Annotated in this window: 18 protein-coding genes and 1 pseudogene; 6 read left to right on the top strand and 13 right to left on the bottom strand. The window is 62.9% G+C overall.

Features of this window, described 5'->3' with window-relative positions; translation table 11 throughout:
* Positions 1-45 precede the first annotated feature (45 nt).
* Complete coding sequence (locus tag BLW22_RS15290; protein WP_065928044.1) at positions 46-1,257, bottom strand: MFS transporter; 1,212 nt, start codon at positions 1,255-1,257, stop codon at positions 46-48.
* A gap of 97 nt (positions 1,258-1,354) precedes the next feature.
* On the opposite strand from BLW22_RS15290, the gene BLW22_RS15285 reads away from it, so the two are divergent.
* Positions 1,355-2,176, top strand: coding sequence for an AraC family transcriptional regulator (locus BLW22_RS15285; RefSeq protein WP_074846950.1), 822 nt, complete (start codon positions 1,355-1,357; stop codon positions 2,174-2,176).
* Here the strand turns inward: BLW22_RS15285 and BLW22_RS15280 are convergent.
* From BLW22_RS15280 to BLW22_RS15270, 3 genes are all read right to left on the bottom strand, one after another.
* A complete protein-coding gene (locus BLW22_RS15280; protein ID WP_074846949.1) occupies positions 2,133-4,742 on the bottom strand; it encodes a bifunctional diguanylate cyclase/phosphodiesterase in 2,610 nt (869 codons plus the stop codon). The genes BLW22_RS15285 and BLW22_RS15280 overlap by 44 nt on opposite strands.
* Positions 4,743-4,846: 104 nt before the next feature.
* Positions 4,847-6,016 (bottom strand): MFS transporter, encoded by a 1,170-nt coding sequence (locus tag BLW22_RS15275; RefSeq protein WP_074846948.1) that lies wholly within the window; start codon positions 6,014-6,016, stop codon positions 4,847-4,849.
* Complete coding sequence (locus BLW22_RS15270) at positions 6,013-7,035, bottom strand: alpha/beta hydrolase (RefSeq protein WP_074846947.1); 1,023 nt, start codon at positions 7,033-7,035, stop codon at positions 6,013-6,015. Before BLW22_RS15270 ends, BLW22_RS15275 begins: the two co-directional genes overlap by 4 nt.
* 165 nt (positions 7,036-7,200) lie before the next feature.
* Here BLW22_RS15270 and BLW22_RS15265 point away from each other — a divergent pair, with 165 nt between their 5' ends.
* Positions 7,201-8,124 (top strand): AraC family transcriptional regulator, encoded by a 924-nt coding sequence (locus BLW22_RS15265; RefSeq protein ID WP_065928050.1) that lies wholly within the window; start codon positions 7,201-7,203, stop codon positions 8,122-8,124.
* Here BLW22_RS15265 and BLW22_RS15260 read toward each other — a convergent pair.
* Both BLW22_RS15260 and proP read right to left on the bottom strand, forming a co-directional pair.
* Positions 8,099-8,605 carry a GAF domain-containing protein gene (locus BLW22_RS15260; RefSeq protein WP_065928051.1) on the bottom strand — a complete coding sequence of 169 codons (507 nt, stop codon included), beginning with the start codon at positions 8,603-8,605 and terminating at the stop codon, positions 8,099-8,101. The two genes, BLW22_RS15265 and BLW22_RS15260, sit on opposite strands and share 26 nt — an antisense overlap.
* Before the next feature lie 52 nt (positions 8,606-8,657).
* Positions 8,658-10,160 carry a glycine betaine/L-proline transporter ProP gene (proP, locus tag BLW22_RS15255; protein ID WP_065928052.1) on the bottom strand — a complete coding sequence of 501 codons (1,503 nt, stop codon included), beginning with the start codon at positions 10,158-10,160 and terminating at the stop codon, positions 8,658-8,660.
* Between the two features lie 660 nt (positions 10,161-10,820).
* On the opposite strand from proP, the gene BLW22_RS15250 reads away from it, so the two are divergent.
* Positions 10,821-12,224 (top strand): MFS transporter, encoded by a 1,404-nt coding sequence (locus BLW22_RS15250; protein ID WP_065948259.1) that lies wholly within the window; start codon positions 10,821-10,823, stop codon positions 12,222-12,224.
* Positions 12,225-12,392: 168 nt separating this feature from the next.
* On the opposite strand, the gene BLW22_RS15245 is transcribed toward BLW22_RS15250, so the two are convergent.
* Both BLW22_RS15245 and BLW22_RS15240 read right to left on the bottom strand, forming a co-directional pair.
* Complete coding sequence (locus tag BLW22_RS15245) at positions 12,393-13,313, bottom strand: bifunctional helix-turn-helix transcriptional regulator/GNAT family N-acetyltransferase (protein WP_074846946.1); 921 nt, start codon at positions 13,311-13,313, stop codon at positions 12,393-12,395.
* Between the two features lie 56 nt (positions 13,314-13,369).
* Positions 13,370-14,359, bottom strand: coding sequence for a DMT family transporter (locus BLW22_RS15240; protein ID WP_074846945.1), 990 nt, complete (start codon positions 14,357-14,359; stop codon positions 13,370-13,372).
* Positions 14,360-14,452: 93 nt separating this feature from the next.
* Between BLW22_RS15240 and BLW22_RS15235 the strand changes: the two genes are divergently transcribed.
* Positions 14,453-15,361, top strand: a complete 909-nt coding sequence (locus tag BLW22_RS15235) for a LysR substrate-binding domain-containing protein (protein ID WP_074846944.1) — start codon at positions 14,453-14,455, stop codon at positions 15,359-15,361.
* Positions 15,362-15,391: 30 nt separating this feature from the next.
* Here the strand turns inward: BLW22_RS15235 and BLW22_RS15230 are convergent, their stop codons facing one another.
* Together BLW22_RS15230 and BLW22_RS15225 are read right to left on the bottom strand one after the other, a co-directional pair.
* Positions 15,392-16,684 (bottom strand): PQQ-dependent sugar dehydrogenase, encoded by a 1,293-nt coding sequence (locus BLW22_RS15230; RefSeq protein WP_074846943.1) that lies wholly within the window; start codon positions 16,682-16,684, stop codon positions 15,392-15,394.
* Positions 16,681-17,094, bottom strand: coding sequence for a DUF2231 domain-containing protein (locus tag BLW22_RS15225; protein WP_074846942.1), 414 nt, complete (start codon positions 17,092-17,094; stop codon positions 16,681-16,683). The genes BLW22_RS15230 and BLW22_RS15225 overlap by 4 nt, the downstream gene beginning before the upstream one ends.
* Before the next feature lie 157 nt (positions 17,095-17,251).
* Here BLW22_RS15225 and BLW22_RS15220 point away from each other — a divergent pair, with 157 nt between their 5' ends.
* Both BLW22_RS15220 and BLW22_RS15215 read left to right on the top strand, forming a co-directional pair.
* Positions 17,252-17,731, top strand: coding sequence for a P-loop nucleotide/nucleoside kinase family protein (locus BLW22_RS15220; RefSeq protein WP_027608492.1), 480 nt, complete (start codon positions 17,252-17,254; stop codon positions 17,729-17,731).
* Complete coding sequence (locus tag BLW22_RS15215) at positions 17,728-18,525, top strand: nucleotidyltransferase domain-containing protein (RefSeq protein WP_065948262.1); 798 nt, start codon at positions 17,728-17,730, stop codon at positions 18,523-18,525. The genes BLW22_RS15220 and BLW22_RS15215 overlap by 4 nt, the downstream gene beginning before the upstream one ends.
* A gap of 522 nt (positions 18,526-19,047) precedes the next feature.
* Here BLW22_RS15215 and BLW22_RS36030 read toward each other — a convergent pair.
* From BLW22_RS36030 to BLW22_RS15205, 3 genes and pseudogenes are all read right to left on the bottom strand, one after another.
* Positions 19,048-19,815 (bottom strand): methyl-accepting chemotaxis protein, encoded by a 768-nt coding sequence (locus tag BLW22_RS36030; RefSeq protein WP_370671284.1) that lies wholly within the window; start codon positions 19,813-19,815, stop codon positions 19,048-19,050.
* A gap of 87 nt (positions 19,816-19,902) precedes the next feature.
* Positions 19,903-20,907 (bottom strand): annotated as a pseudogene (locus BLW22_RS36025) (cache domain-containing protein); the annotation flags it as partial.
* Positions 20,908-21,138: 231 nt separating this feature from the next.
* Complete coding sequence (locus tag BLW22_RS15205; RefSeq protein WP_074846941.1) at positions 21,139-25,146, bottom strand: bifunctional nitrate reductase/sulfite reductase flavoprotein subunit alpha; 4,008 nt, start codon at positions 25,144-25,146, stop codon at positions 21,139-21,141.
* Between the last annotated feature and the right edge of the window lie 363 nt (positions 25,147-25,509).

Below are 25,509 nucleotides of genomic sequence, written 5' to 3'. Positions count from 1 at the left end.
AGAGCCCAAAGGATAATGGCATACAGCCATCCGATGATCGGCGGTCTAGACGCCTTTGGTCGACGGCAGCAGTATCGTCAGGATGCCCACCAGTGGCAGGAACGAGCACAGTGTGTAGACGTACTCGATGCCGTGGCTGTCGGCGAGCAGTCCGAGCAAGGCCGCGCCGATCCCGCTGAAGCCGAACATCAGGCCGAAAAAGATCCCGGCGATCATGCCGACATTGCCGGGCACCAGTTCCTGGGCAAACACCACGATGGCCGAGAACGCCGAGGCGAGGATGAAGCCGATCACCACGCTGAGCACGGCGGTCCAGAACAGGTCTACGTAGGGCAGGGCCAGGGTGAACGGCGCGGCACCGAGGATCGAGAACCAGATGACTTTCTTGCGCCCGATCCGGTCGCCGATCGGCCCGCCCGCGAAGGTGCCCACGGCCACTGCACCGAGGAACAGGAACAGGTACATCTGAGAACTCGATACCGACAGGTGGAATTTTTCAATCAGGTAGAACGTGAAGTAGCTGGTCAGGCTGGTCATGTAGAAGTATTTGGAGAACACCAGCACCGCCAGCACCACCAGGGCAAACGTCACGCGGCCTTTGGACAAGCCGTGGGTGGCTTTGCCGCCTTGCTTGAGCTTGAACAGGTTGAGGTGGTTGCGGTACCAGCGGCTCAAGCCGTACAGCACCAGGATCGCGAACACGGCAAACAGCCCGAACCAGGCGATGTTGCCCTGGCCGTAAGGAATGATGATCGCCGCCGCGAGCAACGGCCCCAACGCGCTGCCGGTGTTGCCGCCGACCTGGAAGGTCGATTGCGCCAGGCCATAGCGCCCGCCGGAGGCCAGGCGTGCGACGCGCGAGGTTTCCGGGTGGAAGGTCGATGAGCCGACGCCCACCAGGGCTGCCGCCAGCAGGATCGCCGGGAAGCTGCCGACAAACGCCAGCATCAGGATGCCGACCAGGGTGCAGACCATGCCCGCCGGCAGCAGCCACGGCTTGGGATGCCGGTCGGTGTGGTAGCCGATCCAGGGTTGCAGCAGCGAGGCGGTCAGCTGGAACGTCAGGGTGATCAGGCCGACCTGGGTAAACGTCAGGCCGTAGTTGGCCTTGAGCATCGGGTAGATCGACGGTAATACGGCCTGGATCAGGTCATTGATCAGGTGCGCCAGGGCACAGGCGCCGAGGATACGCATGACTAAGGGGCTTACTTGGGGCGGACTCGAGGTGGCGGCAGGTGATGCGGTCAGGGTCGACATGCAGGCATTCCATACAAGGCAGCGAAGAGGGGCAGCGAGTACTTGAGCAGGCTGCCCATTTCAATTTGTTTCAGAGCTTATGCTAGATTCGTCAGGAATGCCTGTCTCGCGTAATTCGGGAGGCAACCATCGTAAAAAGGGCGAAATGATCAAATCACTGGATAAATTTTTGCAGGAAATCGATGAGGGCGACTGGGCTGTCATCAGTTCGGCCACCGATTATCCGGAAAACTGGGTGATCCCCGACCACAGTCACGAAAAGCATCAATTACTCTACGCCACCGAAGGCGTGATGGTGGTGCATTCGGCGCACAACCAGTGGACGGTACCGCCCAACCGCGGCTTCTGGATGCCCTGCGGGCACGTGCACTCCCTGCGCTGCGTGGGCGCCCTGAAAATGCGTAGCGTGTTCGTGCGCCCCGACAGTTTCCCCAACCTGCCGACCGAGACCAAGGCGGTGAGTATTTCGCCGCTGCTGAGCGAGCTGATCAAGGCCTCCGTGAGCTTGAAACCGCCCTATACCGAAGACTCCCGCGATGCGCGGATCATGCACCTGATCCTCGACGAGCTGGCGCTGTTGCCGGCCTTGCCGCTGTCGCTGCCGCAGCCCGCCGATCTGCGGATCCAGCAGATCTGCCTGGCGTGGCAGGAGGACCCGGGCGATGCCTCCACCGTGGCGGATTGGAGCGAGCGCCTGGCCCTCGACCAGAAAACCATCCAGCGCCTGTTCCGCAAGGACACCGGCATGACCTTCGGCCAATGGCGCCAGCAGGCGCGGCTGCTGCTGGCATTGGAGCGTATCGCGGTGGGGCAGAAGATTATCGACGTGGCCCTGGAGCTGGGCTACGAAAGCCCGAGTGCGTTTACCAGCATGTTCAAGAAACAGTTTGGCAAGACCCCGAGTCATTTTTTCCGCTGACGTCGGCGCAGTAGTCGTCCAGCAAGCCGTTGAATGCGTCGATATCCAGCGGTCGGCTGAGGAAGTAGCCCTGGCCTTCTTCACACGCCACGCTTTTGAGCATGGCCAGGTGCTCAGCGGTTTCGATGCCTTCGGCCGTGACCGTCAGGGCAAGGGCACGGCCCAAGCCGACAATGGCTTGGATAATCGCCTTGTCATCCTCGCTTTCCTCCAGTCGGGTGAGGAAGCTGCGGTCGATTTTCAGACCATCGAACGGGAACGCCCGCAGGTAGCTGAGGGACGAATAGCCGGTGCCGAAGTCATCCATGGCAATGCGGATGCCCAGTTGCTTGAGCGTGCGCATCACCTCAAGTGCGCCGACGGCGTCCTCGAGCATGACGCTTTCGGTCATTTCCACCTCAAGGCGCGCAGGGTCGATACCCGAGGCGTCCAGGGCGTGGCGCACGCGCTCCACCAGGTTGCCGCGCTTGAACTCGGTGGGTGACAGGTTCACCGAGACGAACAGCGTGTCGGGCCACTGCGCCGCGCACGCACAGGCAGTTGCCAGTACCCAGTCACTCAGCGCCAGGATCAGCCCCGATTCTTCGGCAATCGGAATAAAGGTGTCCGGGGCGATCAGCCCGCGTACCGGGTGCTGCCAGCGCACCAGGGCTTCGGCCCCGACCATCTGCCCATCGGCGATGCGATAGCGCGGCTGGAAGTGCAGGCGCAGTTCGGCGTGCTTGATCGCAAAGCGCAGATCGCTCTCCAGGCGCCGCCGCTCGATGATCCGCGTATTCATGTCCCCGGAGTAAAAGCGCCAGGTATTGCGCCCGGCCGCCTTGGCCTCATACAGCGCGATATCGGCGTAGCGCAGCAGTTCGGTGGCATCGCGGGCATCGGTGGGCGCCAGGGCAATGCCGATACTGGCACTGATAAACACCTCTTGTTCGTCGATTTTGATCGCCTGCTCGATGGACTCGATCAAGCGCAGGCACAGGCTTTCGACTTCATCCTGGCTGCCGGCGTCGCTGAGGATCAGCACAAACTCATCGCCGCCGACGCGAGCCACCAGGTCGCCGTGGCGCACGCAGGCGGCCAGGCGGCCGGACACTTGATTGAGCACCCGGTCACCGGCGGCGTGGCCGAGCAGGTCATTGACCGGCTTGAAGCGGTCCAGGTCGAGGCTGAGCATCACCAGCGGCCGCTCGGTGCCGGGCAGGGCCTTGAGTTTGCCGTCCAGGAACGCCTGCAGGCGTGTGCGGTTGGGCAGCCCGGTCAGGGCGTCGTGTTGAGACAGGTACTCGATGCGCCGACGTGCTTCGACTTCTTCGGTGACGTCGGTGGCCGTACCGCGAAACCCGCCACAGGGCATTTCCCGGGCCGACAGCCGGGTTGTGCGCTCCTGTCCCTGGGCATCGATATAGCGGCATTGCACACTGATGTCCACGCGCCGGCCCGGGGTGCTCAGCCACTGCGACAGCAGGTCGGCCTCGGTGTCCAGCAGGTCGCTCATGGCCGCCCCGAGCCAGGCTTGCCGGGTCAGGCCGGTGACGCTTTCGAAACGCTCCGACAGGTAGGTAAAACGCCAGCCGGCATCGATTTCCCAGACCCAGTCCGAGCTGGCCTCCACCACGTCGCGAAAGCGCGCCTCGCTGGTGGCCAGGGCGGCCTGGCTGTCCAGCAGGGAGGTGTGGCTGGCATCCAGGGCGAGGGCGGTGGCGGTGGCGCGACGCAGAATGACCCAGGTCATCAGGCACACCAGCAGCGCGGCCAACCCCAGCAGCGGCAAGCCTACGCTCATCAAGCGCAGGCCGGGTCGCGCTGGTTCCCAATGCAGGCTGCCAGCGGCGCCGTTATCGCCAAGGGGGAAAACCAGGGTCTGGCCGATGTCATCGGGCGTGGCCACATGCAGCTTGCCCACGCCGAAGTCATCGCCGATCGCACTCAGCTTGGCGCTGTTGAGAACGTCGACGAAGATCAATACCGAGGCCGGCCGGCCATCGGGCTCTACCGTGGGATCGGTGCCGGGCGTGATCGCGGCGGCGGCCACCAGTGCCGGGCTGCCGCGTACATTGATGAACGCCGTGACCGGTGTTTCGTTTTCAGCCCCGGCACGCGCCTGCTCGATAATTTCGGTCAGGGGCTGGTCGAGCCACTGCGAGAGCTCGACGCTTTGCAACGCGCCCTTGATCACCGAGTAGACCGTGCGATTGTTGTTATCGACCACGAACAGGCCTTGGAAACCAAAGTCCTGATACAGCGTGGCGCCGACGTTGCCGCGCGCGTAGGCCCAGTCGCTGTCCACGGTCATGTGCAGGTGCTTGTAGGCATCGCTCCAGAAGGCGTAGTCCTTGACGGTCACCCGCAGGGACTTCTCCAGGGATTGCACGGCTTTACGCGTATAAAACGCGCTTTCCTGCTGTTCGGAGTGATCCAGTTCGTGCGCAAGGTAAACCAGGGAGTAGGCGGCGGCGGCAAAGACCAGGGCCAGCAACGCCACGAAATTGAACAGCGATGTACGTGCCAGCGACAGGCTGGTGCGATTGGAGAGCTTGCGCACAATGGGGGCGAGAGAGTTCGGCATTATTTCCCGCAGGACGTCGCTGCAAGTAAGGGATATGCCTGGGTATCGGCTGTCTGGGCAAAATAATTAGCGCTTCAGCGCCGTGCGCCCACATGGGTTTGCCTTCACCGGAACGCTGTCGCCGTACTGGCGGCCCAGGCGAGTATCGCCGCCATGCACAGTAGCGCCGCGCTCAAGGCAAACGTCGCCTGGTAGCCCGACAGGTCAAACACCACACCGCCCAGCGTTGCCCCGGCGGCGATTGCCAGTTGGATGATGGCAACCATCAAGCCGCCCCCTGCCTCGGCATCCTCAGGCAGGGTTTTTGCCAGCCAGGTCCACCAGCCCACCGGCGCGGCGGTGGCTACCAGGCCCCACACACAGAGCAGCGCGCCGGTGATAACGGTCGAGCTGCCGAATGCGACCAATGCCAGGGCGATCACCGCCATCAATACGGGAATGGCGATCAGCGTGGGGTACAGGCTGTTCTTCAGGACACGCTCGATCAGCAGTGTGCCGGCCAATCCGGCCAGGCCGAGCACCAGCAACATCAACGACAGCAGAGACACACCCACCTGGGTAACACCTTCCAGAAACGGCCGCAGGTAGGTGAACAGCATGAACTGGCCCATGAAAAACACGCTGATGGCAAGCATGCCCAGGGCCACCGGGGCGCGCTTGATCAAGCGCAACAGGTTGCCGTTGTCGGCCTGGCTGCGGGGCGTGATCGACGGCAGGCTCAGCAGCAGCCACAGCACCGCGACCACGGCCACCGGCACCACGCAGAAAAACGCGCCACGCCAGCCGATCAAACCACCGAGGAAACTGCCCAGCGGTGCCGCGATCACGGTTGCCAGTGCGTTACCGCCATTGACGATAGCCAAGGCGCGCGGCACCTGGCCCTCGGGCACCAGGCGCATGGCGGTGGCTGCCGACAGCGACCAGAAACCGCCGATGGCAACGCCGATCAGGGCGCGGCCGAGCATGAAGATCAGGTAGTTCGGCGCGAACGCTACCACGCTGCCGGACACGATCATCAGCAAGGTCAGCGCGACCAGCAGGCGCTTGCGATCCACGCGCGCCGCCACTCGGGCGATCACCAGGCTGGTGAGCAAGGCAAACAGGCCTGACACCGAAATACCCTGGCCGGCCTGGCCTTGGCTGATGCCCAGGCCGGCGGCCAGCGGGGTCAACAGGCTCACCGGCATGAACTCCGAGGCCACCAGGGCAAAGGCTGCCAGGGACAGGGCGAAGACTGCGCCCCAGCGGGGCGTGTGAGGGTTTATCGAGATCACTTCAAGTGACTTTTGAAGAAGCTGGTGAGCTTGGCGAAGGGGATCAGGTTGACCCGGTCGTAGAGGTCCACATGGCCGGCGTTGGGGATGATCACCAGCTCCTTGGGCTCGGCGGCACGGTGGTAGGCGTCTTCGCTGAACTCGCGGGAGTGGGCATCGGCACCGGCAATCAACAGCAACGGGCGAGGGGAAATGGTCTCGATATCGTTGAACGGATAGAAGTTCATGAACTTCACGTTGCTGGTCAGCGTCGGCATGGTGGTGGTCTGCGGCGACGCGCCGGCCGGTGTGACTTCACCGCGCGGTGTGCGGTAGAAATCGAAAAACTCATCGCCAATCGGGTTGCCGCTCCGCTTGAGCGGCGTGCCGCTGGTGTAGAGGGTCTCGCCGCCCTGGAATTCCACGTAACGCTGGTTGGCCGCCTGCACCAGCACCTGCCGGCGTTGTTCCGCTGTCATGCCGTGCTTGAGGCCGTTGCGGTTGGCGGCGCCCATGTCGTACATGCTGACCGTGGCAATGGCCTTGAGGCGTGGGTCGATCTTTGCCGCCGCGATGGCAAAGCTGCCGCTGCCGCAGATGCCGATTACGCCGATGCGCTCACGATCGACCAGCGGCCGGGTACCGAGGAAGTCCACGGCGGCGCTGAAGTCTTCGGCGTAGAGGTCGGGCAGCACCGCATTGCGTGGTGTGCCTGCGCTTTCGCCCCAGAACGACAGGTCCAGCGACAAGGTGACAAAGCCCTGTTCGGCCATTTTGGTGGCGTAGAGGTTGGCGCTCTGTTCCTTGACGGCGCCCATCGGGTGGCCGACGATCAGCGCGGCATTTTTCGAGGCCGGGGCGAGCTGTTTGGGCACGAACAGGTTGCCCGCCACCGGCATGCCGTATTGATTGTTGAAGGTGACTTTTTCGACGGACACCTTGTCGCTTGTGTAGAAGTTGTTTGCACCGTTGGACATGTCGGCTCCCAGAGAAGAGAACGAAATCACCAGCAGACTCAGGGTGAGCAAGAGGCTTTTCATGGATGGATCCTTGAGAAGGGGGTCGGCACATTTTCCCGGCGTGGCTGAGGGTTCTGTAGTGCGTTCCACTGGATTACTTGCCTGATCCTCTGAGTCTGTCGGGTTGCCGGGGACGCCAGCGGGCCGGTCGGGGTAAAGTCCAACGATCAGAGCAAAGGGCCCTTTATGAAGATCAATCAAACGCCCCTGGACGTGCTGGTCCGCGTGATCGGCTCAAGGGTCTGCGTACCCGGCGACTACCCCACGGCCATCCCCGGCCTGGGCTTTTATCGGCGTGAGCAGCCCGCGACACCCGTGGTGTGCATGGTCGAGCCGAGCATCGTGCTGGTTGCCCAGGGTGAGAAGCGGCTGTGGGTCGGCGGCGAGGGGTACCCGTATGACACGGCACGATTTCTGCTCACGTCGCTGGATATACCGGCCAACTCCGAAGTGCTGGTCGCCAGCCCGACCCGCCCGTGCCTGGGCCTGACCTTCAAGCTCGACCTGCGCATCCTGGCCGAGCTGATCGCCCAGGGGGAGTTGCCGCCAACGCGTGAGCGGGCGGTGATGAAAGGCGTGGGGATTGGTGTGGTGACCGGCGCCATGCTTGCCTCCTTTGCGCGCCTGGTTGAATTGCTTGATGAGCCCGAAGCGATACCGGTGCTCGCGCCCTTGATCCAGCGCGAGATTCACTTCCGGCTATTGCAGAGCGACCAGGCCGGCCGACTGCGCCAGATCTGTTCCGTGGACGGGCAGGGTTATCGGATTGCGCGGGCGATCGATTGGCTCAAGCTCAATTACGACGTGCCGCTGCGCGTGGACGAACTGGCCGCGCGCGTGCAGATGAGCGCGGCGACGTTTCACCATCACTTTCGCCAACTGACGGCCATGAGCCCGCTGCAGTATCAGAAATGGCTGCGCCTCAACGAAGCGCGGCGTTTGATGTTGAACGAGCATCGGGACGTATCCAGCGCGGCGTTCAAGGTCGGCTATGAAAGCCCGTCGCAGTTCAGCCGCGAGTACAGCCGGCTGTTTGGTGTGCCGCCCAAGCGCGATATGGCCGTGCTGCGCGGCAAAGCGGCGGTCAGCGATCCGCTGGCGTCAAGTTAGCGTAGAAGATGCAGCCGATCAGCCGCGCAAACAGGCTGAGGGTTTCCGGCAGGTTGGGGTCGTCAAACAGCATCGCCCGGGAATCCAGCGCACACAGTGCACCGAACAGCCGGCCATCCGGGAGGAAGATCGGCGCGCCGGCATAGCTCTCGATGGCGTATTGCTTGACCACCGGGCGTGCGGCAAAGCGGCCATTGGCGCTGACCTGCGGGATGAACAGGGTCTGCGGGTTGATGCAGAACTCGCTGCACAGGGTGGTTTCCAGGTCGAGCACGTCATCGGCATGAATGCCCATGTCGAAGGGGTCGTGCGCTGAACAGACAATCCATTCCAGGTCAGTGAACTTGGCGATGCCGGCAAAGCGCATGCCCGTCAGGCGGGTGACCAATTGCAGGATGCTGGTGGTGGCTTCGATTTCGGCGATGGCAGCGCGTTCGTCGGCGCTGAGTAACGCGTGTGCGGCGGTGCAGCTTGGAAGCATGGTTGAACACTCCACTGGCGTGGCGGCCCTTGCCACCACGCTTGGTCAGGTCTTAGTTGATACGCGGATGCTGCTGCACCAGGTTCTGGCGCTTGGCTTCCAGTTCGGCAATCTCGGCGTCAATGTCTTCGATTTTCTGCTCGATATTGTCGTGATGCTCCTGCAGCAACTCCTTGGCTTCTTCCATGTCCGACGCAGCCGGTGCTGCGCCGCGCAGGGGTTTGTTGGCGGTTTCCTTCATGGTCAGGCCGGTGATCAGGCCGACCACCGCAAACACCATCAGGTAGTAGGCGGGCATGTACAGGTCGTTGGTGCTTTCAACCAGCCAGGCCACCGCGGTAGGCGTGACGCCGGCGATCAATACCGAGACGTTGAACGCACTGGCCAACGCGCTGTAGCGCAGGTGCGTGGGGAACATCGCCGGCAGCGTGGACGCCATGACGCCGATGAAGAAGTTAAGCACGATGGCCAGGATCAGCAAGCCGGCGAAGATCAGGCCGGTCTTGCCGCTGGTGATCAGCATGAAGGCCGGAATGGCCAGGAACAGCAGGCCGATGCTGCCGGCGATGATGAAGGGCTTGCGGCCGATCTTGTCGCTGACAAAACCGATGAACGGCTGCACGAACAGCATGCCGACCATGATTGCGATGATGATCAGCACACCGCTGTTTTCGGAGTAGTGCAGGTTATGGGACAGGTAGCTCGGCATGTACGTGAGCAGCATGTAGTACGTCACGTTGGTGGCCGCGACAATGCCGATGCAGGTCAGCAGGCTGCGCCAGTGCTTGGTGGCGATCTCCTTGAACGACACTTTCGGGCCATGGGTCAGGCCTTCGCGGTCACCCTGTTCGAGCTTGTCGACATGCTGTTGGAACGCCGGGGTTTCTTCCAACGCATGGCGCAGGTACAGGCCGATCATGCCCAGGGGCAGGGCCAGGAAGAACGGCAGGCGCCAGCCCCAGGCCTCGAAGTCGGCTTCGCCCAGCACGCTGGAGATCAGCACCACGACGCCGGCACCGAGGACGAAACCGGCGATGGAGCCGAAGTCCAGCCAACTGCCGAGGAAGCCGCGCTTGCGGTCCGGCGCATATTCGGCGACGAAGATCGAGGCGCCGGTGTATTCACCGCCCACCGAGAAGCCCTGGGCCATTTTGCACAGCAGCAGCAGGATCGGCGCCCAGATGCCGATGGAGGCGTACCCGGGGATCAGGCCGATGGCGAAGGTGCTCAGCGACATGATCACAATGGTCGCGGCGAGGACTTTCTGGCGTCCGTATTTATCGCCCAGCGCGCCGAAGAACAGGCCGCCCAGGGGACGAATCAGGAACGGCACGGAGAACGTCGCCAGTGCCGCGATCATTTGTACGCTAGGGGAGGCGTCGGGGAAGAACACCTTGCCCAATACATAGGCGACAAACCCGTAGACACCAAAGTCGAACCACTCCATGGCGTTACCCAGTGCGGCGGCAGTGATCGCCTTGCGCATCTTGGCGTCGTCAACAATGGTGATGTCTTTCAAACCGATGGGCTTGACGCTTTTCTTACGTAATTTCATGCGGACCACTCTAAAACAGAACAGGGGAGGTGCCATCGTTGCGATGGCACCGCTCTGTCAGTTCAGATACAAGCGGACATGAAATAATTCACCGCTATTTGCGTTTTTTTGCCTGGGGCGCAATTTGCGTGCAATTGCCTGGGTTTTCGGGGTGAGCACCTACCCTGGGGCGATCCGGCATTCTGTGGTGAGCGGGCTTGCCACAAGAAGCATAGGTATCTACACAACTCTTAAAGGCTGACACATAACTCTGTGGTGAGCGGGCTTGTCGAATCGTCGCACCGCCCGCGCTGGGCTGCGAAGCGGCCCCAATAAGGTCACCGAAGAGTGCCAGAATCAATCGAGGTGAAGGTTTTGGGGCTGCTTCGCAACCCAGCGCGGGGCAAGCCCGCTCACCACAGAAGCCTAATTGCCAGAGATTCCGTATTCACTGGAAGTTGTGTAGATACCCATGCACAAGAAGCCCGCTCGCCGTGGTCATGTGCGCTTGTCGTCCTACAACCTAGCTGCGCCTGGCACTTTTTACACCCGCGAGATAGCCCGAAAAAGCCGTAATCTTTCAGATTGACAGCGGGTAGGTAGCCCGATATAAAAGCCACAGTTGTACGACGACATATGACGTTACATATGTCCTACCTAACAAAAATAAAAAGTGATGCCATGAACTTGATCGAGCCCATCAACGCCCAGCGCGTTGGCCAAGCTGTAGGCAACTATCGCTGGACCATCTGCGCGATGTTGTTTTTCGCGACCACCGTCAACTACCTCGACCGCCAGGTGCTCAGCCTGCTCGCGCCGCAGTTGTCGACGCAATTTGGCTGGAGCAACACCGATTACGCCAATATCGCGGCGGTGTTCCAGTTTGTGTATGCGATCTCCATGCTGTTTGCCGGGCGGTTCGTCGACAAGATCGGCACCAAGGCCGCCTACGTGATCGCGATTGCGATCTGGTCCACCGGCGCCATCATGCATGCGTTCTCGGTGCCGATGGGCGAGGGCATCGCCGCGGTCAGCGGTGCGATCGGCCTGGCGGTGATTCCGGTGTCCATCGCCGGCTTCATGCTGTCCCGGGCGGTGCTGGCTATCGGCGAGGCGGGTAACTTCCCGATTGCGATCAAGGCCACCGCCGAATATTTCCCCAAGAAAGAACGCTCGCTGGCCACCGGGATCTTCAACTCCGGCGCCAACGTCGGCGCGATCCTGGCGCCGATCTGTGTGCCGCTGATCGCCGGGATGTGGGGCTGGGAAGCGGCCTTTATGGTCATCGGCATGCTGGGCTTTGTGTGGGTGGCGGTATGGGCGGCGGTGTATGAGAAGCCGGAGCAGCAAAAACGCCTGTCGGCCGAAGAGCTGGCCTATATCCGCAGCGACCAGGCGCAGCAGCCCTCTATCCCGCCGGTTGCAGGCGCGGTACAGAAAAAAGTCTCGTGGTTCAAGTTGCTCACCTACCGCCAGACGTGGGCGTTTGCCTTCGGCAAGTTCATGACCGATGGCGTGTGGTGGTTCTTCCTGTTCTGGCTGCCCACCTACCTGTCGGCGCAATACGGCATGAAAGGCGCCGATATCGTCATGCCGCTGGCCGTGCTGTACAGCATGACCATGGTCGGCAGCATCGGCGGCGGCTGGTTCCCCAGCTACTTCATGGCCCGTGGCGATGCCCCCTACGACGGCCGCATGAAAGCCATGCTGGTGATCGCGCTGTTCCCGTTGGTGGTGTTGCTGGCGCAACCGTTGGGCTACATCAGCTTCTGGGTCCCGGTATTGCTGATCGGCGTCGGCGCCTCGGCGCACCAGGCGTGGTCGTGCAACATCTTCACCACCGTGTCCGACATGTTCCCGCAGAAAACCGTGGCCTCGGTGGTCGGCATCGGCGGCATGGCCGGCGGCATCGGCGGTGTGGTGATGACCAAGATCGGCGGCTGGGTGTTCGACTACTACAAGTCCATCAATGACATCCACACCGGCTACATGATCATGTTCGCGATCTGTGCGCTGGCGTACCTGGTGGCCTGGAGCGTGATGAAGACCCTGGTGCCGCGCCATAAGGAAATCACTGACCTGTAATACCTCGTGGCCGCCGCGCTGTCGCGCAGCAAACTGGTACCTCTGTGGCGAGCGGGCTTGTCCCGCGTGGGGCTGCGCAGCAGCCCCACGCGGGACAAGCCCGCTCGCCACAGGTCCATCGAATCACCCATAACGTTGTGTCGAGACCCATTCCTTCAAGCGCCTTTTCTACAACGCGCGCGCCCAGGTCTGGCTGACCAGTTGCTTGCCGAAACTCAAGGTGGGCTCCTCTTCCACCAACTCGAAACCGGCTTTCTGGTAGAGCTTGCGCGCATCGGTCAAGGCGCTCATGGTCCACAACATCATGCGGGTGTAGCCGACATCGCGGGCAAAGCGCAGGCATTCGTCCACCAGGCGCTGGCCGATGCCCAGGCCCCGCGCACTCGCATCCACGTAGAGCATGCGCAGCTTGGCGGTTGTATCGTCATGGCGCACGACGAACACCGAGCCGACCACCTCGCCCTCCTTCTCCGCGATCCAGCAGCGCTCCCGCGCCGGGTCGAACTCGCGCAGGTACTTGGCGACGATCTCCGCCACCAGCGCTTCAAACTCCCAGTTCCAGTGGTATTCGCGGGCATACAGCGCCGCTTGCTGCTGCACCACCAGGCCCATATCCCCTGGCCGTGGATCACGCAGCAGGTAGCTCGACGGGCGGTCTTGCAGCAGGGCCTGGATACGTTGCATGGCGTCGGTCAATTGCTGCTGCCGGGGTTCGGGCAGGCTCTCGAGCAGGGCGATGACTTCATCCTGGGTCTGCTGTTCCAGGGGCGCCAGGACCGCGCGGCCGAGATCGGTGAGGTGCAATTGCACCGCGCGCGCATCGGTGGCGCAGCGGACTTTCTGGATCAGGCCGTTTTTCTCGAAACCACTGGTCAGGCGGCTCAGGTAACCCGCGTCGAGGCTGAGCATCTGGCAGAGGTCGGCGCTGGTGAGGTCGCCACGGGAGGACAGCTCGTACATCACCCGAATTTCAGTCAGGGAATAGTCGCTGTGCAACAGGTGTTCCTGCAGCACGCCGATCTGGTGGGTGTAGAAGCGATTGAAGCCGCGCACGATGCCGGCGCGTTCCACAAGCAGGGGAGTGGACATGGCGGATACTCGAATGGTTGCCTTAGTCAATTATATTGTTGCTTCAGGCAAGCATGTCAACGGCTATGATCGCCGGTCATGGTCATCCCAGGCTTGGCCGTCGCCTGTGGGCTCGTCAATATGATTCGAATCGCCATGGCCACGCCGATCAGCACCGCAACCAGTCCCACGGCTTCCATGAGTGTGGGCCAGCGCCCGTGAAACCCCAGGCCGAGCAGGGTGGCGAAGAGGGATTCGAGGGCGATCAATTGGCCGCTCAGTACCATCGGCAGGCGTCGGGTCGCGGCGTTCCAGGCCCAGGCGCCGACCATGGTGGACATCACCGCGATCACCAGGCTCCAGGCATAGAGCGGGCCAGCCTGGGAAAGGCCGAAGCCGAGCATCGGCAGCTTGAACATGCCAAGCCCATGGATGAACGGTAGCAGGCACAGGGTGGCGACACCGCTGCCCACCATCATGAGTGCGGTCCAGAGACCGGTTGCCTGCGCCGCAAGGTGTGTCAGTTGCCTTTGGTTGATCACGCTGAACCACAACCAGAGAGCAACTGCACTCAGGGAAAAAAACAGCCCTGCCCACCAGGCGCTTGTGTCCAATGAAGGTTGATGAAAGCTGCTGATGTTCGACAGCAAGAGGCCCACTGTCAGGCATGACAAAGGGGTTGCCAGGCGGCGCCACGGGACTGTCCTCGTGCTGGCGTTACCCACCAGGGCCAACAACACCGGCACCGTGCCGATAAACGCCGGGGTCATGACCGGCCCGCCGAACATCACGCCGGCGGCGATGCACACGCCGTAGCCCAGGCACCCCAACGCCCCGAGTGCTGCGGCGAGGCATCCCTGGCCGGGCCCGAGCAAGTGCAACTGTGCCCGGCATAGGATCACCCCCATGACACCCAATGTGCCGGCGATCAGAAATCGCACAGCCATCAAGTCATAGAGGCTGTAGTCGCCGGTGACGTAAGGCGCGATGAAGTTCAACGCCCAGCCCAATGTCGCAACAACCGCGAGCAGCACGCCGACGGCAATGGAGGTCTGTGCAGCGTTCATCCGGGGCATCCATTGAGGTAATGGATCCATGGTGCCCAGTCATGCGGGTGTGCTACAAACGAGTTCTCGGCCGTGGATGTATAACCTCAGATTATGAATACACTTGGCAAGACCCTGCCGCCCCTGGCCAGCCTGTTGCCGTTTGAAGCGGCGGCACGCCTGGGCAGTTTCTCCAAGGCGGCCGATGAGCTGCACATCACCCAGGCTGCCATCAGCCGCCAGATTCGCGGGCTGGAAGACAACCTGGGGGTGAAGCTGTTCAGTCGGCGCAACCGGGCGGTGTTCCTCACCCAAGAGGGGCGGGAACTGGGCCGGGTGGTCGGCGAAGCGCTGCGCAGCATCAGTGAGAGTGCCACCAGCCTGCGGGGGTCACCCCACAGTCATCGCGTGGTGTTGCTGTGTCAGTTGTGCGAAGCGTTTTATTGGCTGATGCCGCGCTTGTCGACGTTCCACCAGCAATACCCGCACATCGAAATCCAGGTGGTGACCTCCACCCGCCCCCTGACGGAGTTCACCAGTCACTTCGACGTGGCCTTGCAAAGTACCGGGCGCGCGAGTGGCAGCCATCCGCTGATGTTCACCGCCGCCGACGAAGTGTTCCCGGTGTGCAGCCCCGGCTATCTGGACAGCAAACTACCGCTGTCGCTCGCCGGGTTGCAGTCGCGCACCTTGTTGCACCACAGCTCCCATCCTCCGCACTTGATGGAGTGGGACAGCTGGTTGCAGGTGTTCGGCCAGGCCTTGAGCGGGGAGGTGCGCGGTGCGACCTTCGATAGCTACCCGCTGATGTTGCAGGCGGCGGTGGAAGGGCATGGGATCGCCATGGGCTGGCGGCGTACGGCGAGCCGGTTGATTGACAGCGGGGCGCTGGTAAGGCCCTGTGTCGAGAGTGTGCATTTGCCCCAGGCGCTATCGATTTACCGGCAGCAGGGAGAGGGCAGCCGGGCCGAGGTCGTGGCGTTGCTCGACTGGCTGGAGGCGCAATTGCAGGATGAAGGCTGACAGGGGCGCCGCCGCCCCTGTCATATGCCGCTATGGCTTGCGCGTCACCCGCCACACGGTATTGGCCAGGTCGTCGGCGATGATCAGCGCGCCTTTCGGGTCCACCGTCACCCCCACCGGGCGCCCACGGGTCTTGCCGTCGTCACCGCGAAAGCCGGTGGCGAAATCAATCGGCTCACCCGATGGCTTGCCATTACTGAACGGCACGAAGATCACCTTGTAGCCCACCGGGTTGTCGCGGTTCCAGCTGCCGTGCTCGCCGACGAATACGCCGTCGGCAAATTGCTCGCCCATGGCCGGGATGGAAAAGTCCACGCCGAGTGCGGCCACGTGGGAGCCCAGGCTGTAGTCGGGCTTGATCGCGGCGGCGACTTTGGCCGGGTTCTGCGGTTGCGCGCGCGGGTCGACGTTCTGGCCCCAATAGCTGTAGGGCCAGCCGTATAACGCGCCTTCTTTCACCGACGTCAGGTAGTCGGGCACCAGGTCGGGGCCGAGTTCGTCGCGTTCGTTGACCACCGTCCACAGTTGCCCGGAGTCGGGTTGGATGGTCAGCGCCGTCGGGTTGCGCAGGCCAGTGGCATAGGGCTTGTGTGCGCCGGTGGCGGCGTCGATCTGCCAGACCATGGCGCGGTCGATTTCCACTTCCATGCCACGTTCGGTCACGTTGCTGTTGGAGCCGATCCCCACATACAACTGGCGTCCATCGGCACTCACTGCCAGGGACTTGGTCCAGTGATGGTTGATCTGCGCCGGCAGGTCGGTGACTTTCACCGGTGCGCCGCTGGCCTTGGTCTGGCCATCGGTGTAGTCGAAGCGCACCAGCGCATCCTGGTTGGCCACGTAGAGCTTGCCATCGGCAAACGCCAGGCCGTAGGGCGCGTTGAGGTTGTCGGCGAACACCGTCTTCAACTCATAGGTGCCGTCACCGTCGGCATCGCGCAGCAGCGTCAGGCGGTTGCCGCCTTTTACCTTGGTGTTGCCCTGAGCCTTGATCACGCTGGCGATCACATCCTTGGGCTTGAGCTTGGCCGCACTGCCGCCACGTCCTTCGGCGATCAGGATGTCACCGTTGGGCAGCACCAACGTCTGGCGCGGGATGGCCAGGTCGGTGGCGATGGCCGTGATGCTGTAGCCCTCGGGTACCTGGGGTTTCTGATCGCCCCAGGGGGTGGGCTCGGCGATCTTCATGCTCGGCAACAGGCTGCTTTGTTGCTCCGGCAACGTGGGGTCGGGGCCACGGGCCTGGGTCTTGTCGCCTTCGCCGCCGCAGGCGCTCAGCAACAGCGCGGCGCTCAATACGCTCAGTGTGTGGGACGTTTTCATTTGGCACCTCCCGAGCGCAGGCCGGTCCAGGTGGCCGACAGTGTCAGCAGCAAGACGACGGCCGACATGATCAGCCCGGCAGGCATTGAGGCGTAGGCATCCTTGGCATGTTGAAAGGCATTGACCAGCCCTAATACCCAGGTGGCTAACAGCAGCAGGACATACCGCGTGGGTTGCCCCGCCTTGCGCTCGGCGCGAAGCAGGTTGACCAGCGCAAACAGGAACGCGAGCCCACAGAACACCAGAGCACCGCCAATCAACCAGGACGCAAAGTTGGCCCATTGAATCTGGTAGGTCTGGGTGTAGGCAATGTCGCTGAGCAAGGCACCAAGAAACAGCGGCACGGTGCCGGCCAGCAAGGTCGCATGCAGCGGCCCCGGCGTGTATCGGTAGGCGGGAAGGGTTGTCATGGTAAGGCGGCTCCTTGTTGTACAACGCCCCTGGTCGGGGCTGCGCATAGAAAATGAACGCCTTACGTATCAGATAGTTCAGCATAATTCGTGTCGAAATATTAAGAACCAGCCTGAAAGCTGGCATGCTCAGGGCTTCACATAAGGAGCCGTCCCCATACCAACCCTGCACCTGCTGTGCGGCAAGATCGCCTCGGGCAAGTCAACACTGGCCAAGACCCTGGTGGCCGAACACGCCGCCATCCTGCTCAGCGAAGACACCTGGCTCGCCCAGTTGTACCCCGGTGAAATCCTCTCGATCGCCGACTACCTGCGCTGTGCCCAGCGTATTCGCGGGGTGTTGGGCCCGTTGGTGATCAACCTGCTTGAATCCGGCGTCAACGTGGTGCTGGATTTTCCCGCCAATACCCTGGCCAATCGCGAATGGCTGCTGGGGTTGGCGCAGGCCGCCAAGGTGCCGCACCGCCTGCATTACCTCGAGCTGGACGACGCCACCTGCCGCGCAAGGCTGCATGCGCGCAATGCCCGGGGCGATCATGATTTCGCGGCGACGGATGCCGAGTTCGACCTGATCACCCGGCATTTCTGCGTGCCGAGCGAGGCGGAAGGGCTGGTGATCGAGGTGCATCGCCCATGAGTACGCCTTCTGCGGGCATCGACGCGGACGGTTTTATCCTCACCGTCCCCGACACCCCCGTGCAGCGTGAATACCAGCCGTTGCTGGCGGACGTCTGCGCGTCGCTCTCGAGGGACGACCTGGGCCTGGACGGCCTCTATCTCTACGGCAGTGTCGCAAGGGGCGACGCCATTCCCGGTGTTTCCGACCTCGACCTCACCCTGGTGCTGCGCGAGCCGGCAACGGCGGAGCTATTGGCCCGGCTGGAGGCAGTCCGCTGTGCACTGGAGCAGCGGCATCCCCTTGTCACCAAGGTGGATTTCGATATCGGCCACCGCGCGCAAGTACTGGCGGCGGAAAACCGCAACGGGTGGGGTTTCTGGCTCAAACACCAGTGCCGCTGCCTGTGGGGCAATGATCTGTCAGTGCATTTCGAACGGTTTCGGCCATCCCGTGACATCGCGCTGGCGGTAAATGGTGATTTTCACGCCGTATTGAGCGCGTACCTCACGCGCATCGCGTGCGCCGACACCGAAACGCAGCGCCTTAGCTTGCAGCGCGAGGCTTCACGCAAGCTGATCAGGTCCACCCATGTATTGCTTTCGGAAGATGCGTCGACATGGCCGCGCACCCTCGAAGAGCATGTGGCGATGTTCGTCCGGGGGTATCCGCAGCGGGTCACTCACCTTGCGTTCTTTCTCTTTGAGGCCAGGAACCCTGGCGCCACGATGGAAAACTTCACCACGCGGCTTCGAGCTTTTCTGGATTGGATGGCTTCACCCATCGTAGATACCGTCTTATCCAGCACCGCGTAAAACCCCCTAGCAGCTGTCGAGCCCCGGCGAGGCTGCGTCGGTCGCGGCTCGAGCTTGAATCGGCAGCGCGCCTGACGCAGCCTCGCTTGCGCTCGGCAGCTGCTACGGGGGGGCCTTGATGGGGTTGGCATTCGTAGCAGCTGTCGAGCTTTGGCGAGGCTGCGTCGGTCGCGGCTCGGGCTTGAATCGGCAGTGCGTCCGACGCAGCCTCGCTTGCGCTCGGCAGCTGCTACGGGGGGGGCCTTGATGGGGTTGGCATTCGTAGCAGCTGTCGAGCTTTGGCGAGGCTGCGTCGGTCGCGGCTCGGGCTTGAATCGGCAGTGCGTCCGACGCAGCCTCGCTTGCGCTCGGCAGCTGCTACGGGGGGGGCCTTGATGGGGTTGGCATTCGTAGCAGCTGTCGAGCTTTGGCGAGGCTGCGTCGGTCGCGGCTCGGGCTTGAATCGGCAGTGCGCGTGACGCAGCCTCGCTTGCGCTCGGCAGCTGCTACGGGAGGAGGCGGATGATCAGTTGGCGACAATCATCAGGACTTGAAGCGCCCCACCAGGCCATTCAACTCATCCGACAGATTCGCCAAGCGCCCCGAGTCGTCCTGCGCCGAGTTGGCCAGGCTTTCCACCAGGCGCGCCTCGTCGTAGATCTGCTGGATATGCCGGTTGATCTCTTCGGCCACACTGTGTTGCTCCTCGGCGGCGGCGGAGATTTGCAGGTTCTGGTCGCGGATCTCGTTGACCGACAGCTGGATGCCTTCAAAGCTGTCGCGCGCGCTTTCGATGGACGACACACTGGCCCGTGACAGGTCCAGGCAACTGCCCATTTTTTGCGTGACTTCCTGGGTCTTGTTTTCCAGGGTGCCGAGCAGGTGCTCGATCTCGCCGGTGGAGTCGGAGGTGCGCTTGGCCAACGCGCGCACCTCGTCGGCGACCACGGCAAAACCACGGCCCTGGTCGCCGGCACGGGCGGCCTCGATGGCGGCATTGAGTGCCAGCAGGTTGGTCTGTTCGGCAATCGCGCGAATGGTGCCGATGATCTGGTTGATGCTGCGGCTGCCGGCTTCGAGTTCGACCATGGCGTCGGACGACTCGGTCAAGCGGCGGCCCAGGCGGTTGACGTTATCGGTGGTGACTTCGATCTGTTGCTTGCCCTCGGCCACCCGGCGATGGCCGTTCTCCGCCGACTCTGCCGCACTGCTGCATGAACGCGCGACTTCGTTGGCAGTGGCGACCATTTCGTTGAACGCGGTGGACACCAGTTCCACCGCCTCGCGCTGGCGCCCGGCGGCTTCGTTCATGTTGTGGGCCACTTCGCTGTTGACCTTGGACGCATTGTGCAAATTGGCCGAGGCCGCGCCGATGTGCTGGATCAATTGGCGAATCGCGGCAAGGAACTTGTTGAACCAGCCGGCCAGTTCGGCGGTTTCATCCTTGCCCTGCACCTGCAGTGCGTGACGCAGGTCGCCTTCGCCCTCGGCAATCGACTGCAAGCCGCTGCTGACCTGGCCGATGGGCTTGACGATCACCTTGGAAAACGCCGCCGCAAGCACGCCGAAGATCAGCACCAGCACGCCGACGATGACCGCTGTGAGGTAGGTCATGCGCGTGGCTTCGGCCATGACTTCGCGGTGCTCGATCAGGCCGATATAGCGCCAGCCCAGGCCGGGAGAGGTCCACACGTTGGCCATGTAGCGCACGCCGTTGATTTCCACCTCGGTAGAACCCTGGGACGTCTCGGCCAGGTGCGCATAGGCGGCGCCCAGGTCCTTGAGCGGCTTGAAACTGTGGGCGGCGTCGCGCGGGTCGACCAGCACCACGCCGTCTTCGATCAGCATCACGTAGCCGCTTTCGCCGAGCTTGATGCTCTTGACCAGTTCGGTGAGGTTTTTCAGCGACACGCTGACCACGAACACGCCCTTGGCTTTGCCGGCGCTATCCAGCAGCGCCCGGGCAGTGCCCACCAGCGCCACATCGTCTTTGTCGTAGTAGTAAGCCGGTGTGCGCACGGTCTTGCCGGGGCTGGCCATGGCGGCCTTGTACCAGGGGCGCGCGCGTGGGTCGTACTTGGCCAGTTGCGGGTCATCCGGCCATTTGACGTAGGTGCCGTCTTCCAGGCCGATGGAGAGGATGGCGGCTGCCGGGTGCGTGGCGCCAAAGCGCGCAAAGCGCTCGATGACCGCTTGTGCCGCTGCTGGCATCGGTTGGCTGGCGGCGTCGGCGGGCTGGTAGTTCTTCAGCGTTTCCACGGAGGTGTACACAGGATCCATGGCCATTTGATCGACGTTCTGCTGCGTGCCGTCGAAGAACTGGCGGATATTGCCATCGATCTGGCGGATTTCCCGGGTGCTGCCGTCGATAAATTGGTCAACCGCCTGGGTCCGTGTGTTCATCACGGAGATGACCGCCACCAGGCTTACCGGGATAAACGCAACCGAGACAAATGCCAGTACCAGCTTATTTTTTATTTTCATCGAGACGACCATCAGCGTAGAGGGCGGTCAAATCGTCTCGCTCCGGAAAAAGAGCGCGGCGATTTGCTATCACCGCTGTTTCGGCCCGATGCCGGTAAATCTTTAGGGTTTTTTGTACACAATACAAAGTGCTTATTGTTCTGTATCCAATCAGTAGACATCACGCAGATAGCGCTTCTGTTCGCTCAACTGGCGCCAGTACTCCACGGCGCCCTCAACGCCAAGCCCGCCGTGGGTTTGCGCCACCTGGCGCAGGGCGTGGTCGACGTCCTTGGCCATGTGGCTGGCATCCCCGCAGATATACAGCTGCGCGCCGTCCTGCAGCCAGCGCCACAGCTCGGCGCCGTGTTCCTGGATGCGGTCCTGCACGTAGACCTTCTGCGCCTGGTCTCGGGAGAACGCCAGGCTCAGGTGAGTGAGCAAGCCTTCGTGCTGCATGCCTTGCAGTTCGTCCTGGTAGTAAAAGTCGCTGGCCGCGTGTTGCTCGCCAAAGAACAGCCAGTTGCGGCCCTGGTGTCCCTGGGCCCGACGTTCCTGCAAAAACGCGCGGAACGGCGCCACACCGGTGCCGGGGCCGATCATGATCATCGGCACGTCGCCGTCGGCCGGTGTGCGGAAGTGCTTGGACGGCTGCACGAACAACGGCACCTCGCTGTCTGCGGCGCGGTCGGCGAGGAAGGTCGAGGATACGCCCTTGCGCTTGCCATAGCGCACGGCGGCCACGGTGAGGTGCACTTCCTGCGGGTAGGCCTTGGCGCTGGAGGCGATTGAATACAAACGTGGTTGCAGGCGCTTGAGGGTGCCGAGCAGTTCGTCCGCCGAGCAATCGATGGGGTATTCGTGCAACACATCCACCAGTTGCCGGCCCCACAGCCAAGCCTGCAGTTCGGTCTTGTGCTCGGGGCTCAGCAGGCGCTTAAGGCCTGGGTTGGCACTGCGCTCGGCGATAAAGGCCAGGGTGTCGCTGCTGGGGCGGGCGATTTCGAAACGCTGGGTCAATGCCTGGTGCAGCGGTACATCGCCGAAGGTGTCGATGTTCACGCAGGCACTGGCATCCAGGCGGGTCAGGTCGAGCAGTTCGCTGACCAGCTCCGGGCAGTTGCGCGGCATCACTCCCAGGGCATCACCGGCTTCATAGCTCAGCCCGGAGTCGGTCAGGTCCAGGGCGAACTGGCGGGTTTCCTTGTGGGTGCTCTGCGGGTTCAGGTGCCGGTTGAGCAGCAGCCGTGAGCCATGCAGCTTGGTTTTGCCGGCCGGTGTGGCGGGTGGGGCGAGCGTCGCGGCTTTGGCCGGGTTGAGGCTGTGTTGCAACTGTGCCAGCCAGGCATAGGCGCGCTCTTCGAATTCGGTGTCGCAATCCACGCGCTCCAGCAGGCGGGTCGCGCCCAGCTCCAGCAAGCGCTGGTCGAGTCGCTGGCCGTGCTTGCAAAACTGGTCGTAATTCGGATCGCCCAGGGCCAGTACCGCAAAGCGCAGCGACTCCAGGCGCATCTCGGCGGTGCTGAGGCTGTGCCAGAAGCCTTCGCCGTTGTCGGGCGGGTCGCCATCGCCGAAGGTGCTGCTGATCAGCGCCAGGTTTTGTGTGCTCGCCAGTTTGCTGGCCGGGAAATCCGCCATCGCGCTGAGCTCGACGCTGATACCGGCGTCGCGCAGGCGCTTGGCGAATCGCTCGGCGAGGGCTTCGGCGTTGCCGGTCTGGGAGGCCCATAACAGGGTGACGGCCGGGGAGGGCGTTGCGGCGATGGCGCTGACGTCTGCGCGGCTGAACAATCCGCCGAGCAAACCGTCCAGCCACAGTCGGGAATCCTTGGTCAGCGGCGCATGGGTTGGCATCACCGGCACACCCGCTGCCAGGCGCCCGGCCTCGGAGCGCAGACCGCTGAGGAAACCTGCGAGGTAAGTACGCTCGCTATCGCTCAGTGTCGGCGCCGGCAGGTTGCGGATGCCGGCAATATCGGCGAAGGCGTCGAGGCGCGACAGGGTGAGGTCCTCTACTAAGGGGGGCAAGTCTTGCGAGACCGGCCCATCGAGAAACTGGTGATCGATCAACTCGACCCGGGCCAGGGCGACGGCACAGAACTTGAACTCGGGTTGCAGGGAAATCGGATCGACCGCGTCGTTGGTCACCGCGTTGATCGCCAGGTTTTCGCCAAATACATCGTTCCAGTGGAAAGGCGCAAAACAGTTGCCCGGCTGCACGCGGTCGGTGACCACCGCAGGCAGCACGGCACGCCCGCGCTGGGAGCGCACCTCCACGCGGTCCTTGTCCTGGATGCCCAGGCTGGCGGCGTCTTCGGGGTGCAGTTCGACGAAGGGGCCGGGGTTGAGTTTGTTCAGGGTGGCGACCTTGCCGGTCTTGGTCAGGGTATGCCACTGGTGCTGCAAACGCCCGGTGTTGAGCACGAAAGGGAAGGCCTCATCCGGCATCTCCGCCGGCGGCATATGTGGGCGCGCCAGGAACTGGCCCTTGCCGTTGTCGGTGGCGAATCTGAGCGTGCCTGTATTCAGGTAGCGGATCGGGTTGCGGTCGGCGCCCGCGTCTGAAGCGCAGGGCCATTGCAGCGGTTGCGCGCGCAGCCGTTGATGGCTGGCGCCGCGAATGTCATAGCCGGTCTTGGGGTTCCAGGCGCGCTTGATCTCGTCGAAGACCTCGGCGGCGCTGGCATAGGTGAAGGCTTCGGCAAAGCCCATTTCACTCGCGACCCTGGCGATGATCTGCCAGTCGGGCAAGGTTTGGCCCGGTGGTTCGACGGCTTTTTGCATTAGGGTCAGGTTGCGCTCGGAGTTGATCATCACCCCTTCGGCCTCGGCCCACAGCGCGCCGGGCAGCAGGATGTCGGCGTAGCGGTTGGTCTCGGTGTCGAGGAAGGCGTCCTGGGTGATCACCAGTTCGGCGGCTTGCAGGCCTTCGATGACCTTGCGGCGATTGGGCGCGCTGGCCACCGGGTTGGTGCAGATGATCCAGCAGGCCTTGATCTGCCCGGCGCTCATCTGCTCGAACAGCGCCACGGTGCCGCGGCCGACTTGGCGCGGCAGGCTGCCTGGGGGGATCTGCCAGAGGTCTTCGATAAATGCGCGGTCGGCCTCCACCAGTACCGAGCGTTGCCCCGGCAGGCCAGGGCCCATGTAGCCCATCTCACGGCCGCCCATGGCATTGGGTTGGCCAGTGAGGGAAAACGGCCCGCTGCCGGGGCGGCAGATGGCGCCGGTGGCCAGGTGCAGGTTGCACAGGGCGTTGGTGTTCCAGGTGCCGTGGGTGCTTTGGTTGAGGCCCATGGTCCAGCAGCTCATCCACTCGGCAGCCGCGCCTATCCAGTCGGCAGCCTGGCGGATGTCTGCTTCGGCCAGGCCGGTGATCTCGGCGACCGTGTGCGGCGGGTAGTCCTCGAGAAAGCCGGGCATGGCCTCCCAGCCCTCGGTGAACGCGGCAATAAAGGCCGGGTCGGTGTGGCCGTTCTTGACCAGCAGGTGCAACAGGCCATTGAGCAGGGCGAGGTCGGTGCCCGGTTTGATCGGCAGGTACAGGTCGGCTTTGTCGGCGGTGGCGCTGCGCCGTGGATCGACCACGATCAGCTTCGCCCCGGCCTTGACCCGGTCCATCATGCGCAGGAACAGGATCGGGTGACAGTCGGCCATATTGGCGCCGATCACGAAGAACAGGTCGGCGCGGTCGAAGTCTTCATAGGAGCCCGGCGGCCCATCGGAACCGAGGGAAAGCTTGTAGCCGCTGCCGGCGCTGGCCATGCACAGCCGCGAGTTGGACTCGACGTTGTTGGTGCGCACAAAGCCCTTGGCCAGTTTATTGATCAGGTACTGGGCTTCCAGGGACATTTGCCCGGAGACGTAAAAGGACAGGGCATCCGGCCCGTGGCTGTCGAGGATGCCGCGCAGGCGCCCGGCGGTTTCGCTGATGGCGGTGTCCATGGCGATGCGCACCGGGTCGTGGTCACGCTTCTCGCGCAGGTAGGCGTTTTCCATCCGCCCGGACTCGGCGATGGCCTGCCCGCAGGTGGTGCCTTTGGTGCACAGGCGGCCGAAGTTGGTGGGGTGGGCCTTGTCACCGATGACCTTGACCACCTTATTGTGCTCGACCTGCATGATGATGCCGCAGCCCACACCACAATAGGGACACACACTGCGTACGCTTTGGTTTGCCATCTGTCACCCTCGAAACTTTTTCTGCCCCCAACAAAAAAGCGCCCTGCAACCCTCCGTTGGAAACGGGGATTGCACGGCGCCTTTGTCGTGAATGGGCAATCAGCGTTGACTGCTCTGTGTGTGTTCCCTAGCAAGTCACGCGCCAATTTCTTAAGCACGGGCAAATTGTGGCAAGCCAGCTTGTTGTGGTGAGTGGGCTTACAGTGGTGAGTGGGCTTGCTGTGGTGAGCGGGCTTGCCCCGCGCTGGGCTGCGTAGCAGCCCTAAACCCAAGCGCCTCAGTCCTTACAGGAAGTAAGCTGTGGCAGTGATGGGGCGGCTTCGCCACCCAGCGCGGGGCAAGCCCGCTCACCACAATAAGCCC

It is taken from the genome of Pseudomonas marginalis (assembly GCF_900105325.1).
Taxonomy (GTDB): domain Bacteria; phylum Pseudomonadota; class Gammaproteobacteria; order Pseudomonadales; family Pseudomonadaceae; genus Aquipseudomonas; species Aquipseudomonas marginalis.
Note: the sequence above shows the minus strand (reverse complement) of the source record. Positions and strands in the feature narration are given on the sequence as shown.